Origin of the sequence: Streptomyces sp. GB4-14, assembly GCF_022696125.1 — a bacterium.
Classification (GTDB): Bacteria; Actinomycetota; Actinomycetes; order Streptomycetales; family Streptomycetaceae; genus Streptomyces; species Streptomyces werraensis.
Map to the genome: position 1 here is coordinate 3,820,242 of NZ_RZHO01000002.1, position 16,530 is coordinate 3,836,771.

The 16,530-nt window shown below is 71.9% G+C and carries 13 protein-coding genes and 1 tRNA gene; 5 read left to right on the forward strand and 9 right to left on the reverse strand.

The annotated features are described in order from the left end of the window. The first annotated feature begins 22 nt into the window (after nucleotides 1-22). Nucleotides 23-2,755, forward strand: coding sequence for a phosphoenolpyruvate carboxylase (gene ppc / locus ELQ39_RS18910; protein ID WP_190002791.1), 2,733 nt, complete (start codon nucleotides 23-25; stop codon nucleotides 2,753-2,755). A gap of 81 nt (nucleotides 2,756-2,836) precedes the next feature. On the opposite strand, the gene ELQ39_RS18915 is transcribed toward ppc, so the two are convergent. From ELQ39_RS18915 to ELQ39_RS18945, 7 genes are all read right to left on the reverse strand, one after another. Beyond that, nucleotides 2,837-3,322 carry a hypothetical protein gene (locus ELQ39_RS18915; protein ID WP_242592957.1) on the reverse strand — a complete coding sequence of 162 codons (486 nt, stop codon included), beginning with the start codon at nucleotides 3,320-3,322 and terminating at the stop codon, nucleotides 2,837-2,839. Nucleotides 3,323-3,413: 91 nt separating this feature from the next. Beyond that, nucleotides 3,414-4,016 (reverse strand): aminoacyl-tRNA hydrolase, encoded by a 603-nt coding sequence (pth, locus tag ELQ39_RS18920; RefSeq protein WP_242592960.1) that lies wholly within the window; start codon nucleotides 4,014-4,016, stop codon nucleotides 3,414-3,416. 75 nt (nucleotides 4,017-4,091) lie between these two features. Continuing rightward, complete coding sequence (locus tag ELQ39_RS18925) at nucleotides 4,092-4,685, reverse strand: 50S ribosomal protein L25/general stress protein Ctc (RefSeq protein ID WP_225626884.1); 594 nt, start codon at nucleotides 4,683-4,685, stop codon at nucleotides 4,092-4,094. Nucleotides 4,686-4,892: 207 nt separating this feature from the next. Beyond that, entirely contained in the window at nucleotides 4,893-5,873 is a 981-nt protein-coding gene (locus ELQ39_RS18930; protein WP_086702704.1) for a ribose-phosphate diphosphokinase, read from the reverse strand. 90 nt (nucleotides 5,874-5,963) lie between these two features. Next, nucleotides 5,964-7,409, reverse strand: coding sequence for a bifunctional UDP-N-acetylglucosamine diphosphorylase/glucosamine-1-phosphate N-acetyltransferase GlmU (glmU, locus tag ELQ39_RS18935; protein WP_242592962.1), 1,446 nt, complete (start codon nucleotides 7,407-7,409; stop codon nucleotides 5,964-5,966). Between the two features lie 140 nt (nucleotides 7,410-7,549). Next, nucleotides 7,550-7,623 (reverse strand) — tRNA-Gln (locus ELQ39_RS18940). Nucleotides 7,624-7,637: 14 nt separating this feature from the next. Further along, the gene (locus ELQ39_RS18945; RefSeq protein WP_242592964.1) at nucleotides 7,638-8,498 is read right to left on the reverse strand and encodes a helix-turn-helix domain-containing protein; all 861 of its coding nucleotides are present in this window, start codon (nucleotides 8,496-8,498) and stop codon (nucleotides 7,638-7,640) included. 167 nt (nucleotides 8,499-8,665) lie between these two features. Here ELQ39_RS18945 and ELQ39_RS18950 point away from each other — a divergent pair, with 167 nt between their 5' ends. Continuing rightward, complete coding sequence (locus ELQ39_RS18950; protein ID WP_242592966.1) at nucleotides 8,666-9,979, forward strand: sensor histidine kinase; 1,314 nt, start codon at nucleotides 8,666-8,668, stop codon at nucleotides 9,977-9,979. Nucleotides 9,980-10,001: 22 nt separating this feature from the next. On the opposite strand, the gene ELQ39_RS18955 is transcribed toward ELQ39_RS18950, so the two are convergent. Both ELQ39_RS18955 and ELQ39_RS18960 read right to left on the reverse strand, forming a co-directional pair. Beyond that, nucleotides 10,002-10,496 carry an SUKH-3 domain-containing protein gene (locus tag ELQ39_RS18955; RefSeq protein WP_190002784.1) on the reverse strand — a complete coding sequence of 165 codons (495 nt, stop codon included), beginning with the start codon at nucleotides 10,494-10,496 and terminating at the stop codon, nucleotides 10,002-10,004. A gap of 44 nt (nucleotides 10,497-10,540) precedes the next feature. Then, entirely contained in the window at nucleotides 10,541-11,071 is a 531-nt protein-coding gene (locus tag ELQ39_RS18960; RefSeq protein WP_242592968.1) for a YwqJ-related putative deaminase, read from the reverse strand. A 343-nt stretch (nucleotides 11,072-11,414) separates the two neighbouring features. On the opposite strand from ELQ39_RS18960, the gene ELQ39_RS18965 reads away from it, so the two are divergent. The 3 genes from ELQ39_RS18965 (at nucleotide 11,415) to ELQ39_RS18975 (ending at nucleotide 16,250) form a co-directional block, all read left to right on the forward strand. After that, nucleotides 11,415-12,434, forward strand: coding sequence for an SMI1/KNR4 family protein (locus tag ELQ39_RS18965; protein WP_242595629.1), 1,020 nt, complete (start codon nucleotides 11,415-11,417; stop codon nucleotides 12,432-12,434). Between the two features lie 8 nt (nucleotides 12,435-12,442). Next, nucleotides 12,443-15,151, forward strand: coding sequence for an SUKH-4 family immunity protein (locus ELQ39_RS18970; RefSeq protein ID WP_242592971.1), 2,709 nt, complete (start codon nucleotides 12,443-12,445; stop codon nucleotides 15,149-15,151). A gap of 211 nt (nucleotides 15,152-15,362) precedes the next feature. Further along, a complete protein-coding gene (locus ELQ39_RS18975; RefSeq protein WP_391675888.1) occupies nucleotides 15,363-16,250 on the forward strand; it encodes a cellulose-binding protein in 888 nt (295 codons plus the stop codon). The last annotated feature ends 280 nt before the right edge of the window (nucleotides 16,251-16,530 follow it).

A 16,530-nucleotide genomic window follows, 5' to 3' on the forward strand; every position in this document is an offset into this window, starting at 1 on the left:
AACACTGCAAGGAGCCGCACCTGTGAGCAGTGCCGACGACCAGACCACCACGACGAGCGCCGAACTGCGTGCCGACATCCGCCGACTGGGCGACCTCCTCGGAGAGACGCTCGTCCGGCAGGAGGGCCCGGAGCTCCTCGACCTCGTCGAGAAGGTCCGCCGCCTCACCCGCGAGGACGGCGAGGCCGCCGCAGAGCTGCTGCGCGGCACCGAACTCGAGACGGCCGCCAAGCTGGTACGCGCCTTCTCCACCTACTTCCACCTGGCCAACGTCACCGAACAGGTGCACCGCGGACGCGAACTCGCCGCCCGCCGCGCCGCCGAGGGCGGCCTGCTCTCCCGCACCGCCGACCGGCTCAAGGACGCCGACCCCGAACACCTGCGCCAGACCGTCCGCAACCTCAACGTGCGGCCCGTCTTCACCGCCCACCCCACCGAGGCGGCCCGCCGCTCCGTCCTCAACAAGCTCCGCCGCATCGCCGCCCTGCTGGAGACCCCGGTCCTCCCCTCCGACCGGCGCCGCCTCGACACCCGCCTGGCGGAGAACATCGACCTCGTCTGGCAGACGGACGAACTGCGCGTGGTGCGCCCCGAACCCGCCGACGAGGCCCGCAACGCCATCTACTACCTCGACGAGCTGCACGCCGGCGCCGTCGGCGACGTCCTGGAGGACCTCACCGCCGAACTGGAGCGCGTCGGCGTCCACCTGCCCGACGACACCCGCCCGCTGACCTTCGGCACCTGGATCGGCGGCGACCGCGACGGCAACCCCAACGTCACCCCCCAGGTCACCTGGGACGTCCTGATCCTCCAGCACGAGCACGGCATCAACGACGCCCTGGAGATGATCGACGAGCTGCGCGGCTTCCTCTCCAACTCCATCCGCTACACCGGGGCCACCGAGGAACTGCTCACCTCCCTCCAGGCCGACCTGGAGGCCCTCCCCGAGATCAGCCCCCGCTACAAGCGGCTCAACGCCGAGGAGCCCTACCGGCTCAAGGCCACCTGCATCCGGCAGAAGCTGGAGAACACCAAGCTCCGCCTCGCCAAGGGCACCCCGCACGAGCCCGGCCGCGACTACCTCGGCACCAGCGAGCTCATCGCCGACCTGCGGATCATCCAGGCGTCCCTGCGCGAGCACCGCGGCGGCCTCTTCGCCGACGGGCGCCTCGCCCGCACCATCCGCACCCTCGCCGCCTTCGGCCTCCAGCTCGCCACCATGGACGTCCGCGAGCACGCCGACGCCCACCACCACGCCCTCGGCCAGCTGTTCGACCGGCTCGGCGAGGAGTCCTGGCGCTACGCCGACATGCCCCGCGAGTACCGCGCCAAGCTCCTCGCCAAGGAGCTGCGCTCCCGCCGGCCCCTCGCGCCCACCCCGGCGCCCGTCGACGAGGCCGGCGAGAAGACCCTCGGCGTCTTCCGGACCGTCAAGCGAGCCCTGGAGGTCTTCGGACCCGAGGTCGTCGAGTCGTACATCATCTCCATGTGCCGGGGCGCCGACGACGTGTTCGCCGCCGCCGTCCTCGCCCGCGAGGCCGGCCTGATCGACCTGCACGCCGGCTGGGCCAAGATCGGCATCGTGCCGCTGCTGGAGACCACCGACGAACTCAAGGCCGCCGACACCATCCTGGAGGACATGCTCGCCGACCCGTCCTACCGGCGCCTCGTCGCCCTGCGCGGCGACGTCCAGGAGGTCATGCTCGGCTACTCCGACTCCTCCAAGTTCGGCGGCATCACCACCAGCCAGTGGGAGATCCACCGCGCCCAGCGCCGGCTGCGCGACGTCGCCCACCGCTACGGGGTGCGGCTGCGCCTCTTCCACGGCCGCGGCGGCACCGTCGGCCGCGGCGGCGGCCCCACCCACGACGCCATCCTCGCCCAGCCCTGGGGCACCCTCGAAGGCGAGATCAAGGTCACCGAGCAGGGCGAGGTCATCTCCGACAAGTACCTCATCCCCTCCCTCGCCCGCGAGAACCTCGAACTGACCGTCGCCGCCACCCTGCAGGCGTCCGCCCTGCACACGGCGCCCCGCCAGTCCGTCGAGGCCCTCGCCCGCTGGGACGCCGCCATGGACGTCGTCTCCGACGCCGCCCACGCCGCGTACCGGTCCTTCGTCGAGGACCCCGACCTGCCGACGTACTTCCTCGCCTCCACCCCGGTCGACCAGCTCGCCGAACTGCACCTGGGCTCGCGGCCCTCCCGCCGCCCCGGCTCCGGCGTCTCCCTCGACGGCCTGCGCGCCATCCCGTGGGTGTTCGGCTGGACCCAGTCCCGGCAGATCGTCCCCGGCTGGTTCGGCGTCGGCTCCGGCCTCAAGGCGCTGCGCGAGGCCGGCCTGGACACCGTGCTCGACGAGATGTACGAACAGTGGCACTTCTTCCGCAACTTCATCTCCAACGTGGAGATGACCCTCGCCAAGACGGATCTGCGGATCGCCCAGCACTACGTCGACACCCTCGTCCCGGACGAGCTCAAGCACGTCTTCGACACCATCAGGGCGGAGCACGACCTCACCGTCACCGAGGTGCTCCGCGTCACCGGCGAACAGGAACTGCTCGACGCCGACCCCGTCCTCAAGCAGACCTTCGCCATCCGCGACGCCTACCTGGACCCCATCTCCTACCTCCAGGTGGCCCTGCTCAAGCGCCAGCGGGACGCCGCCGCCGCCGGCGAACAGCCCGACCCGCTGCTCTCCCGCGCCCTGCTGCTCACCGTCAACGGCGTCGCGGCGGGCCTGCGCAACACCGGCTGACCCCGGCACGCCACGAAAGGGCGGTGCCCTCCGGATCCCACGATCCGGAGGGCACCGCCCCCTTCACGCCCGGACGCGTCCCTACAGCGCCACGAACGCCGCCGTCAGCAGACCCGCACCCGCCAGCGCCATCACCCACGCCAGCCGCGTCCGCAGCAGGCCACCCGCCACCACCACCGACGCCAGCAGCAGCGCGCCCCCGAGCGGCACCCACGCGTACAGCACCCCCGCCGGACCGGAACGCACCGCCTCCTGGCCACCCGGCTTCAGCACCACCGCGTAGGTACGGCCCTTCTCCACGGCCACCGTGCCGTCCAGCACCACCCTCTCCCGCGGCTGCGCCCCCGGCGACAGCGGCCGGAACGGACCCCCACAGGCGTCCTCGACGCACCGCGTCACCTCGACCGTGCCCCGCTCGCGGCCCTTGGTCAGCATCACGTGCTGCGCCGTCCCCCACGACGCCCACACACCGGCGATCAGGATCAGCACGGCGACCGCGCCCATCGCCGCGAACCGGCCGAAGCGCAGCGCGGAGGAACCGCGCGAGGAACGGACAGCGGAAGGCATGGCCGCGATCCTTGGCCATGACCTTGCACCCGGTCAACTCCGGGGGGCGGCTCCGGACGACATGTCGGCCCAAGTCACCATCGGCCGCCAATCAGGAGTTGTAGACGCTCTGCGCCCGCTCCAGACCCTCCGCCACCAGACACTCCACCGCGTCCGCCGCCCGGTCCACCAAATAGTCCAGCTCCTTGCGCTCCGCCGACGAGAAATCCTTCAGAACGAAGTCCGCCACCGGCATCCGCCCCGGCGGCCGCCCGATCCCGAACCGCACCCGGTGATAATCCCGGCCGAACGCACCCGTCAGCGACTTCAGACCGTTGTGCCCGTTGTCCCCGCCCCCCAGCTTCAGCCGCAGCGTCCCGTAATCGATGTCCAGCTCGTCATGGATCGCCACCACCCGCTGCGGCGGCACCTTGTAGAACTCCCGCAGCGCGTTCACCGGCCCGCCCGACAGATTCATGTACGACATCGGCTTCACCAGCACCACCCGGCGGCTGCCCGGCCCCGGAGACCCGACCCGGCCCTCCACCACCTGCGCCTGCGCCTTCGCCGCCCGCTTGAACCGGCCGCCCACCCGCTCCGCCAGCAAATCCGCGACCATGAACCCCACGTTGTGCCGGTTCATCGCGTACCCCGGCCCCGGATTGCCCAGCCCGGCGATCAGCCAGGGCCCCGCCGCGTCCTCCGTCACGCCCACGCTTCCTCCCACATACGCGTCGGCCGCCGCCCCGCACGGGAGCAGCGGCCGACGTTACGACTGGATCCGAAAGGCTCAGGCCTCGGCGGCCTCTTCGCCCTCCTCGGCACCCTCGGGCGCCTCCTCCGCCTGCGCCGCCAGGACCTGCAGCACCACGGCGTCCTCGTCCACCGCGAGGGTGACACCGCTGGGGAGCTCGATGTCCTTGGCGAGGACGGACGCGCCGGCCGCCAGACCCTCGACGGAGACGGTCACGTTCTCCGGGATGTGCGTGGCCTCGGCCTCGACCGGCAGCGCGTCCAGGACGTGCTCCAGCAGGTTGCCGCCCGGGGCCAGCTCGCCCTCGGCCTGCACCGGGATCTCGACCTGGACCTTCTCGCCGCGCTTCACCAGCTGCAGGTCCACGTGCTCGAGGAAGCCCTTCAGCGGGTCACGCTGAACGGACTTCGGGATGGCCAGCTCGTTGGTCTTGCCGTCGATGTCCAGCGCGATCAGGACGTTCGGCGTACGCAGGGCGAGCAGCAGCTCGTGGCCCGGGAAGGTCAGGTGGATCGGGTCGGAACCGTGACCGTACAGCACACCGGGAACCTTGTCGGCGCGACGGATACGGCGGGCGGCACCCTTGCCGAACTCGGTGCGCGTCTCGGCGGCGATCTTCACCTCGGACATGATCACTCCTCATAGTCAGAAACGGACGTGGTCACCCGGCCACGAACGGCCTGCTACGAAGAGCGCGTCGATAACGGACCGCCGTACGCAACTTCCGAAGAAGCGGTACGGCCTCCCTCGCCGAGCAACTCGTGCAGTTTACCCGGGCCAGGAGGCCGTACCCAAAACGATCACCGGCAGCCGAACGGACGCCGGACCGCAGAACCCTTACTGCTCGTCGAACAGACTCGTCACGGAACCGTCCTCGAACACCTCACGCGCCGCGCGCGCGATCGTCGGCGCGATCGACAGCACCTTGATCTTGTCCAGGCTCTCACTCAGCTCACCCGGCGTCGGCAGCGTGTTCGTGAACACGAACTCGCTCACCTTCGAATTCTTCAGACGGTCCGCCGCCGGACCCGACAGCACACCGTGCGTCGCCGTCACGATCACATCCTCAGCACCGTGCGCGAACAGCGCGTCCGCCGCCGCACAGATCGTGCCACCGGTGTCGATCATGTCGTCCACCAGCACACACACGCGGCCCTTCACCTCACCGACCACCTCGTGCACCGTGACCTGATTCGCCACGTCCTTGTCCCGGCGCTTGTGCACGATCGCCAGCGGCGCACCCAGCCGGTCGCACCAGCGGTCCGCCACCCGCACACGGCCCGCGTCCGGGGACACCACCGTCAGCTTCGAACGGTCCACCTTCGCGCCGACGTAGTCCGCGAGCAGCGGCAGCGCGAACAGATGGTCCACCGGACCGTCGAAGAAGCCCTGAATCTGGTCCGTGTGCAGGTCCACCGTCAGCAGACGGTCCGCACCCGCCGTCTTCATCAGGTCCGCGATCAGACGCGCCGAGATGGGCTCACGGCCACGGTGCTTCTTGTCCTGCCGGGCGTACCCGTAGAACGGCACGATCACCGTGATCGAACGGGCCGACGCACGCTTCAACGCGTCGATCATGATCAACTGCTCCATGATCCACTTGTTGATCGGCGCCGTGTGGCTCTGGATCAGGAAACAGTCGGCACCACGCGCCGACTCCTGATACCGCACATAGATCTCGCCGTTCGCGAAGTCGAAGGCCTTCGTCGGGACGACCCCGACACCCAACTGCTGGGCGACCTCCTCGGCAAGCTCGGGGTGGGCGCGGCCGGAGAAGAACATCATCTTCTTCTCGCCGGTCGTCTTGATCCCGGTCACAGCACTGTCTCCTCAGAGGTGTCTCAGCTGGTGGGGGTGCGCGTTTCCGCACCTCTCACGGTACGCCGTCCCGAACGGGACGCTCTCCGGTCAGTCCTCCCCGGCCGACTCCCGCGACGCCGCCTCCGCGGCCTTCGCGGCAGCACTCCCCGGACGCTTACGAGCCACCCAGCCCTCGATGTTGCGCTGCTGACCACGGGCCACCGCCAGGGAACCGGGCGGCACATCCTTCGTGATCACCGAGCCCGCAGCCGTGTAAGCACCGTCTCCGACCGTGACAGGAGCAACAAACATGTTGTCCGACCCCGTCCGGCAGTGCGACCCGACCGTCGTGTGATGTTTGTCCTGTCCGTCGTAATTGACGAACACACTCGCCGCACCGATGTTCGAGTACTCGCCGATCGTCGCATCACCCACATACGACAGATGCGGAACCTTCGACCCCTCACCGATCGACGCGTTCTTCGTCTCCACGAACGTACCGATCTTGCCCTTGCGCGACAGCCGCGTCCCCGGACGCAGATACGCGAACGGACCCACCGACGCCTCCGGACCCACCTCGGCACCCATCGCCACCGTGTTGTCCACCCGCGCCCCCGCACCCACCCGGGTATCCGTCAACCGCGTGTTCGGACCCACCTCACAGCCCTCGCCCAGATGCGTCGAGCCGTGCAACTGCGTCCCCGGATGCACCAGCACATCCCGCTCGAACGTCACCGTCACGTCCACCCACGTCGACGCCGGATCCACCACCGTCACACCCGACAGCATCGCCGCCGTCAACAGCCGCTCGTTCAGGATCCGCCGCGCCTCGGACAACTGCACACGGTTGTTGATCCCCGCGATCTCCCGGTGGTCCCCCGCCACCGACGCACCCACCCGGTGCCCCGCCTCGCGCAGGATCCCCAGCACGTCCGTCAAGTACTCCTCACCCTGGCTGTTGTCCGTACGCACCTTCTTCAGCGCGTCCGCCAGCAGCGCACCGTCGAACGCGAACACACCCGAGTTGATCTCCCGGATCGCCCGCACCTCGTCCGACGCGTCCTTGTGCTCCACGATCGCCGTCACCGCACCCGAGCCGTCCCGCACGATGCGGCCGTACCCGGTCGCATCCGGCACCTCGGCCGTCAGCACCGTCACCGCGTTGCCGTCCGCCACATGCGTCTCCGATAGCCGGCGCAGCGTCTCACCGGTCAGCAGCGGGGTGTCGCCGCACACCACCACCACGGTCCCGTCCACGGAACCGCCCAGCTCCTCCAGACCCATCCGCACGGCATGCCCCGTGCCGTTCTGCTCCGCCTGCACGGCGGTCCGCACGCCGGGGGCCACCTCGGCGAGATGCGCGGTCACCTGCTCACGGGCGTGACCCACGACGACGACGAGATGCGCCGGGTCCAGCTCACCGGCGGCGGCGAGCACATGACCCACCAGGGAACGACCACAGATCTCGTGCAGGACCTTCGGTGTGGCCGACTTCATACGGGTGCCCTCACCCGCTGCGAGAACGACGACGGCTGCCGGGCGATTGGCGCTCACGGGATGCCCTTCGGCTGTGTTGGAGGTGGGGGGATGGACATCCGCAGGATACCGGGGCGTTTCCGGGGGGACATGAGCGCGGGCCCTGACCGGGGCTGCCGCCCGGTCAGGGCCCGAACCTGGGTCCTGCGCGCTGTTAGCTCCCCCGCAAGGATTCGAACCTTGACCTGCCAAGACCAAAACTTGGTGTGCTGCCGGATTACACCACGGGGGACCGCGCGTCGAACCTTACCGGAGGCGTCCTTGCGCGTGCGCGACGATACCGCTCCACCAGCCCTCGATCCGGTTGTACAGATCGGCACTCCGAGCCACGGTCACCGTCAGGCAACCGCGGTAGTTCTCACCAGTGTTCTTCCGGATGGTCTTCGCGTTGTGCTTCTTCAGAGTCGGCCTGGCGAAGGCCGAGGGATCGATGTCCACGATCTCCGCCCAGAAGGCATGGGCGGCGTCGATGTCTGCTGATTCATGGATGAGCACGCGGAAGCCCAAGCGCTCCCGGTCGATGTCGAGGAGATCCAGCCAGGCCAGGTAGGTCTGGATAACGCCCGGGTCACTGTTGACGAAAACGGCCCGCTCACGCCGGTCGTACGGTTTGCTCTTGGCGCCTTCTGCCCAGTAGAGCGCAACGCCGGCGGTGAACAGTTCGCGGTCCGTCAGCTCCCTCGTCTCGCGGTGAGCGACCCTCCTGGTCCTCCTGCGCCCCTCTTCGTCTGCCGCGCGACGCCGTGCCAGCCCTTCATTCATGAGCTGCCGCTGTTCCTCGGGGGTGTAGCGGGGTTCGGGCTTCGGTAGGTCGCGAACCCACAGCGACACCGAACTCCTGGAGCAGCCCAGCTCGATCTGGATCTGGTCGTAGGTCCAGCCCTGAAGGCGTAGCTCCCGTGCCTTTGCCCGTAGGTCGTCCTTGGCGTTGGGGCGCCGGGTCCACGCAGGCGGCGGTTCTCCCTTCACCAGCTGGTTGAGGATGTCGTTGTTGTAGATCTTCAGCTTCTCGCGAATCTGCCGGAGGCTGTACCCCGCGCGTCGCAGGGCGACCGCCTGCTCGCGCAGGCCTTCGAAGTCGGCGTATGTGCCGGTCGGATGTGCCATGGGCATACCGTCCGGCCGGAATGGAGGGTTCCCGGGTCGAACGGTGCGCGATTCAGCAGTTCGAGGGATTGTGGGGCGTATCGCGGCTGATCGGTCGGTCGGTGTGGTCCGGGGGTGAGGTGAAAACTCCTCGGAAAACGGACTGGGAGCGCCCTTAGGCTGGAGGCATGACCACGACGGGGGAAGACCATGTGACGGCCCGGGGAGGGCCCTGGTGGTGGGAGCGGCGGCGCAGTGCCGTGCTCGATGTGGGGCTTGCGGCGGTGTCCGCGCTGGAGTGCGGGGTCGAGGGGGTTCCGTTCGCGTGGGAGGCGGGGATCCCGGTCGCCGTGGGGGTGCTGTTCGGGCTGGCGGCGGGGGCGGTGCTGCTGGTGCGGCGTCGGTGGCCGATCGCGGTGGTGCTGGTGGCGATCGCGGTGACGCCGGCGGCGATGGGGTTCCTGCTGGGGATCGTGGGGCTGTATTCGCTGGCGGCGTCTGACCTGCCGCGTCGGATCATCGGGTCGTTGGCGGGGATGCAGTCGGTCGGTGTGCTGATCGTGATGTTCGTGCGGATGCGGCAGGACATCGCGCGGGGGGACGTCGAGGTCGGTGACTGGCTGGTGCCGTTCGCGTCGGTGACGATGGCGCTGGGGGTGACGGCTCCTCCGGTGCTGCTGGGTCTGTATGTGGGGGCGCGGCGGCGGCTGATGGAGAGTCTGCGGGAGCGGGCGGACAGTCTGGAGCGGGAGCTGCAGTTGCTCGCGGAGCGGGCGGAGGAGCGTGCGGAGTGGGCGCGTAACGAGGAGCGGACGCGGATCGCGCGGGAGATGCACGACGTGGTGGCGCATCGGGTGAGTCTGATGGTGGTGCATGCGGCGGCGTTGCAGGCGGTGGCGCGGAAGGATCCGGAGAAGGCGGTGAGGAATGCCGCGCTGGTGGGGGACATGGGCCGGCAGGCGTTGACGGAGTTGCGGGAGATGCTCGGGGTGCTGCGTGCGGGTGGGGACGCGGTGCGGCCCCGGCCGAAGGGGTCGTCGGTGCCGTTGGCGGCGGTGGGTGCGGCTGCGGCGGCCGCGGCGTCGCGGGTGGCCGTGGAGGAGCCGGTGGAGGGGCCGTCGCTGGCGGAGATCGACGAGTTGGTGGGGCAGTCGGCCGCGGCGGGGATGGTGGTCGATCTGTCGGTGGAGGGGGAGTGCCGGTCGTATGCGCCGGAGGTGGAGGCGACGGCGTACCGGGTGGTGCAGGAGGCGTTGACGAACGTCCACAAGCATGCGGCGGGTGCGAAGACGTATGTGCGGCTGGCGCACCGGGTGTCGGAGATCGCGATGCAGGTGGAGAACGAGCCGCCGTCGGGTGTGGGTTCGTCGGCGGGGTTGCCGTCGGGGGGGAACGGTCTGGTGGGGATGCGGGAGCGGGTGTCGGCGTTGGGTGGGGTGTTCGTGTCGGGGCCGACGGACTCGGGGGGTTTCCGGGTGTCGGCGGTGATTCCGGCGTCGTAGGGCGCCGGGTGCGCGGTGGGGGTCAGCCGGTGGTGAGGCGTTGGGGCTGGGCGCCGGTGATGAGGGTGGTGAGGGCGGCGTCGATGTCGGGGCCGAGGTACCAGTCGCCGGTGTGGTCGAGGGCGTAGACGCGGCCTTGGGCGTCGATGGCGAGGAGTGCCTGGGTGTCGGTTTCGGCGCCGAGGGGGCAGACCTCGGTGTCGAGGGCGCGGCCGAGGTCGCCGAGGGTGCGGGCGAGGTGGAGGCCGTGCAGGGGGTCGATGTGGAGGGGGGTGGGGGCGATCTGGCGGCCGGGTCCGGTGGGGAGGATGTGGAGTGCGCCGAATTCGGCCCAGGCTTCGACGGCGGCGGGGAAGACGGTGTGGCGGTGTCCGGCGGGCGAGGTGTGGTCGCGGAGGGTGTCGGCCCAGATCTCGGCTTGTTTGATGTCCCAGCGTCCGGGTTGCCAGCCGGCGGCGCGCAGTGCGGCGTCGACGGGCACGGCGAAGCGGGTGGTGGACGTGCGGTCGGTGTGCATCTGCTCTTCGTTCGTCGAGGTCGTGTGGTGGTGCGGGGGGTGGTTCAGCCGTCGGTGGCGGCGGGGTCGACCGTGCGGACGCCGAAGTGGGCGGTGAGGGCGGTGCAGGCGCGGCAGGGGGCGGCGTAGCTGCCGTGGAGGGGGTCGCCGTCCTCGCGGATGCGGCGGGTGGTGAGTTTGGCGTGTTTGAGGGCTTTGCGGGCTTCGCCGTTGGTCATGGGTCTGCGGGCGGCTCTTTTGCTGCGGGCTGCGTCGGCGGTGGCGATGTGCCGGGAGATGAGGATGGTTTCGGCGCAGCGTCCGGTGAAGCGGTCGCGCTGGTCGCTGGGGAGGGTGTCGAGGAAGTCCTGGACGAGCGGGTGGAGTGCGGGGGGTGTGTCGCCGCGGGCGGCGGTGCCGGTGAGGGTGGCGCCGCGGACGGAGAGGGCGGCGGCGATGGTGGGGAGGATGCCGTCGCGGCGGTGCCGGAGGGCGGGTGCGGGGGTGGTGTCGGTGGTGCTCCAGCCGATGCGGGGGTCGCCTGAGCGGGGGGCGCCGGTTGGTCCGGTGTGCGTCCCCGTCTGCGTCGCGTTCATGATCGTCATCCCCTCCCGAGCGTCTCCCCGGTGGTCACAGAGTGCCAAATCGTGTGGCGGCTGGGGAAGCTGGGGCGGGCCGACACGCCAGGGTGTGGGCGGGCTGTCACGGTGGGGTGACGTGGGGTCACGGAAGCGGAGGGCCTGGTGACCGGTGCCCGGTGACCGGTGGGGGTGTACCGCATAGGCTGTCGGCACCGCGATCCAGCGGTGTTCCGTGCGCGGGCGCCGAGGGGTCGTGGCGGTAGAGCAGTCGAGACAGACGTGACAGTCGATACGGTCCGTGACGGCCCCGAGGGTGGGGTGGGGCGGGGCGTACAGAGTGCCGCAGGGGGCAACCGCCATGACGACAGGTCCGCTCGGGCTGGGGGCACCTCCCGGCCGTCAGGCCGGGGGCACTTCCGCGCCGCCGAACGCGGCCTACGCCGGGCAGGTCGTGCACTTTCCGGATCCGGTGCGGGCGGCCCGTCACCCGAGAGGGGTGCGGGTGGACGAGCGTGGGTATCCCGATTTCTCGCCCTACGCGCGCGCGGCTGCGGAGATCGCGGACCCGCCGGAGGGTTTCGGTGCGGACGAGCTGCGGTTGACGGACTACGTGTCGGCGAACGCGGCGCTGGCGGCGACGGGTCACGAGTTGTGGGACACGGTGCCGGTGGTGGCGACGCCGCACGGCTGGACGTGGCATCACGTGGCGGGTACGCGGCGTCTGGAGTTGGTGCCGGTCGAGGTGAAGGCGTTGCTGCGGCATCACGGGGGTGTGGCGACGGCGGCGGTGGATCACGGGAAGCGTGGGACGCGGCCGTTGCAGGAGACGCGTCCGGCGCATTTCGGGCTGCCGAAGTCGGGTGTGGCGGTGACGGAGTCGCAGGTGCTGGGCGTGGAGGAGGATCTCGGGTACCGGTTGCCGGGTGCGTACCGGTCGTTCCTGAAGGCGGCGGGCGGTTGTGCGCCGGTGGGGACGGCGTTGGACGCGGAGCTGGGTCTGCTGGTGGACCAGCCGTTCTTCACGGTGCGGGACGAGGCCGCGGTCAACGACCTGGTGTATGTGAACAAGTGTCTGCGGGACCATCTGACCAAGGACTATCTGTGCGTGGCGTTCGTGCAGGGTGGTCTGCTGGCCGTGAAGGTGAGGGGCGAGCGGCAGGGTTCGGTGTGGTTCTGCGCGTACGACGACGTGCGGGACGTGGATCCGTCGTGGTCGCAGGCGGAGCGTGTGGAGCGGCTGTTGTTGCCGTGCGGTGAGGATTTCGACGTGTTCCTGTCGCGGCTCGCGGGGTCTCCTCCGGAGTTGGAGACGGTGGCGAATCTGATGGTGGACGGCGGGTTCGCGCGTGCCGTTCCGGTTTCTTCCGCGGGGGAGTGAGTCGAGCGATGGTGACGTTCGCGCAGGCGCAGGAGCGCGCGGAGGAGTGGGTCAACGGGGATGTGCCCGCGTACCAGCACCGTGAGGTGCGGGTGCGGGAGTTCGGTCTCGGGTTCGTGGTGTGGGCGGAGGACCGTGCGGACGGTCCGCGTTCGGACGGTGGCGGGCAGCGGCTGGTGATCGCCCGGGACAGCGGTGAGGCGACGCTGTGGCCGGCGCTGCCGGTGGGCGAGGTGGTCCGCCGGTACGAGGAGGAGTACGGCAGGGACGAGGCGGCGGCCGAGGAGCCGGCGCCCGCGCCTCCGGCGCGGGTGGACCTCAACCAGACGTCGTTCCTGCTGAGTCCGCCGGAGTGGCTGCAGGAGGCTGCGGACCGGCTGGGGATCCCGGACCGTCGCGGGGAGACGTCGGGGGGCGCGGGAGGGGTGTCCGCGGCTTCTGCCGCGGGTTCCGGTGCGGCGTCGGGTGAGGCGCCTGGCCAGGCGGGTGCGCCGGGTGCGGGATGGGCGTCGTCGTCCGCGGGTGCGGGGCGGGGTGCCGACGCGGGTGGCTCGGAGGAGTCCTCGGCGGGTTCCGGTGCCGCGGCGTCCGCTTCCGACGGTGGCGGTTCCGGGTGGCCGGCGGCCGGCGGGGGTGCGGACGAGGGCACGCCGTGGGCCGGTACGGACACCACGGCGGACGCGGGTGAGGACCGGTCGGTGCCGCTGCCGCGGACCGTGTACGCGCCGCAGGTGCGGGAGCCGGGCGGGGACGCCCCGGTGACGCCCGACGCGAAGACGGCGTTGATGTCGGGCGGCAGCCGGCTGCCGTCGACGGCGGTCGCGCCGGCGGTTGATGCGGGCGGGACGGGGCAGGCGACGCCGCCGCCTTCTGCCCAGGCGGGGGCCCCTGCGACGCCTCCGCCTCCCACCCAGGCCGGTGTTCCCGGCACTGCGGCGCCGGGTGCGCCCGTGCCGCCGGCTCCGGGTGCGCCGGACGCCGGTGACATCGCCGACGCCGCGACCAGCAAGGCGACCCCGCCGAAGCGGGGGCAGGGTCCTTCGGCCCCGCCGCCTCCGGGTGCTCCGGGGACGCCGGGTGCGCGACCCGGCGGCACGTCCGCGCCTGCGCCCGCGCAGGGCGGGAGCGGCTATGTGCCCACGCAGCTGGTGTCGTCGCTGGGACCGGAGGGGCCGGAGGGTCCGGGCGGCGGGCAGACGCCTCCGCCTGGGGCGCCGACCCCGCCCCCGCCGGGTGCGCCTCCGGGCGGGGTGCATCACGCGGCGACGATGCTCGCCGATCCCAACGGCTCGGGTGCGGGGGTGCCTGTGCCTCCGGGGCCGCCCGGGGCTCCGGGGCAGCCGGGTGCGCACGGCGCGCCCGGCGTGGCTCAGCCTGCCGGACAGTCCGGCGCGCCTCAGCCTCCCGGTCCTCCTGGTGCTCCGGGCGCCCCCGGCCGGCCCGGTGCCCCGGGTGCGCCTCAGCCTCCCGGTCCTCCCGGTGCCCCCGGCCAGGGCGGCGCGCCCCAGCCTCCCGGCGCTCCGGGCGGCGCTCCCGGCACTCCGCCCGTGCACCACGCGGAGACCGTCCTGGCCGCGCCCCCGGCCGGCGGGCCGGGCGCGCCCCCGCCGCCCGCACCGCCCGGTGCGCCCGGGATCCCGCCGATGGCGCCCGGGGCGATGCCTCCAGGCGCCGTGCCTCCCGGTACGCCCCCGCAGGGCGCCCCCGTGCCGGGGCAGCCGTCGGCGTACGGCTATCCGCAGCAGCCGACCGTCGGCCCCGGCTACCAGGCCGTGCTGCGCTACCGCGCGCAGGACGGCTCCGAGCAGCAGCTGATCCGGCGTTCCGCGCCGGGCACCCCGCACCCGGAGTGGCAGATCTTCCACGAGCTGCGCGCGATGAACGTGCCGCCGAACCAGGTGCTGGAGCTGCACACGGAGCTGGAGTCGTGCGAGCTGCCGGGCGCGTACTGCGCGCGGATGATCCGCGAGCAGTGGCCGCAGGCGCGCATCACGTCGATCGCGCCGTACGGCACGGACCACGCGAGCCGCCAGCAGGGCATGCGGCAGCTCCTCGCCCACCAGGGCGAACTGCACCAGGTGGCGGACGGTCCCGCGCGTCCCGCTCCGGTGCGGGCGCCGATCCCGCCGGTGCAGCCCGCCCCGCCGATCCCGCCGGAGGCGATCGCGCAGGAGCTGGCGGCCGCGTTCGGGCCGGGCGTGTTCCGGTTCGAGCAGGCGGCGGTGTCCCGTCAGGGCGTGCCGCCGGTGGTGGCGCACACGCTGGTGACGGCGGGTCTGCCGACGGACATGGGGCCGTTCTTCTGGGCGCAGGCCCAGCCGGGCCGCCCGGTGCCGACGCTGGCGGAGCTGGCCGCGGAGCGGGGGGTGCAGCCGGCGCCGGACGCGGGTTCGTACCTGGTGATGGGCAGCGACTTCGGCAAGGCGCTCTGTGTGCAGTACGGCACGGCGAACATCGTCGCGGTGCCGGTGGAGGCCGGTCCGGGCGGTACGGCGGTGCCGCCGCAGTTCGTGAACACGGGGCTGCCGGAGTTCGCGCGCTGCCTGGCGCTGCTGGGCCGGATGTGGCGGCTGCGGTTCGGGCTGAACCAGGAGCAGGCGGGCCGCTGGACCGTCGACTTCCAGGCGCAGCTGGCCGCGCTGGACCCGGCTGCGCTGGGGTCGCCGGAGACCTGGTGGTCGGTGCTGCTGGAGCAGATGTGGGACGGGCTGCTGTGAGCCGCCGCCGCTGATGGTGTGACCCGTGAGCCGGGCCCGGTCGTGACGACGACCGGGCCCGGCTCACGTCTGTCCGCCCCTGCCGGGCCCGCCGAGCGGAGTGTCGCGTTATGAACACTTCCTCGTCATCGATCAAGATGTGCGCGATTCATCCCTTTTGTGCTCGGTCGTCGTGCTGGGCTTCATGTCCGTCGGTGGAAGGGGTTCCAGGGTGAGCAGCACATCGGTGTCGTCGCGGGGGTTCGAGATCGTCCGCCGGGGGCGCGGGTATCGCCCCCTGCAGGTGATCGCGTACGTCGAGGCGCTGTCGGACGACCGGGACGCCGCCTGGGAGCGCGCGGCGCGGCTCACCGTCCTGGCGCGGGAGATGGAGGAGGAGCTCGAACGGCTGCGGGAGCGGGCGGCCGGGCTGCCGGAGCAGACGTACGAGTCGCTCGGCGACGGGCCCCGGCGGCTGTTCCTGCTGGCGCTGGAGGAGGCCACGGCCGTACGGGAGTCGGCGCGGCAGCACGCGCGGGACCTGGTCGACCTGGCGCGGGACGACGCCGCCGAGGTGGAGGAGGCCGCGCGGGCGTACGCGGCCGCGCTGCGCGCCGTCGCCGACGAGTACGCCCGGGAGCGGCTGGCCGCGGCGCGGGAGAAGGCCGACGAGATCCGCGTCGAGGCGCGGCTTGACGTGAAGGAGCGGCGCACCGAGGCGCTGGCGGAGGTGCGGCGGATGCGGGAGCGCACCTCGGAGCTGCTCGCCGAGGAGGCCAGGGCGCAGGCGCGGCGGCTCGACGAGGTCGCCGGGGAGGAGGCGGCGCGGGCGGCGGAGCTGGACGCCCGGCAGGCGGAGGCGGAGGAGCGCGCCGAGAAGGTGCTGGCGGAGGCGCGGCAGGTGTTCGCCGACGCGCAGGAGGCGGCCCGGCGCTGCGCGGACGAGGCCCGGGAGCGTGCGGCGGAGGTGCTGGCCGAGGCGCAGTCCCGTGCGGAGGGCGTCGAGCGGGAGACCGAGCGGGTGCTGAGGGAGCACGCCGACCGGCGTGAGGACGTGCAGACGCAGATGGACCACGTGTGCGCCAGCCTCAGCGCGCTGACGGGCCGCGTGGTGGAGTGACGCACCCGCACGGCCGGTCGGCGTCCTCCGCCGGACAGGCGGGGCGGGGCGGGCGGTAGCCAGGGGTAGGTGCGGTGGGCCGGGGAGGCGGCGTACGGGACGCCCGTGCGGGGATCCGTGTACGGGGCATCGGCGTACGGGGGGCGGGGGCGGCGCGGGTCGCGGGGAGGGGGGAAGGGGTCGGCTGGCATCCCGTGCTCCTTGCGTGGCTCGGGTCCGTGCGGGGACCACAGGGAGGGGGGTGGCGGAGCAGAGCCCGCACGTCAACTCGCGCGTAGAG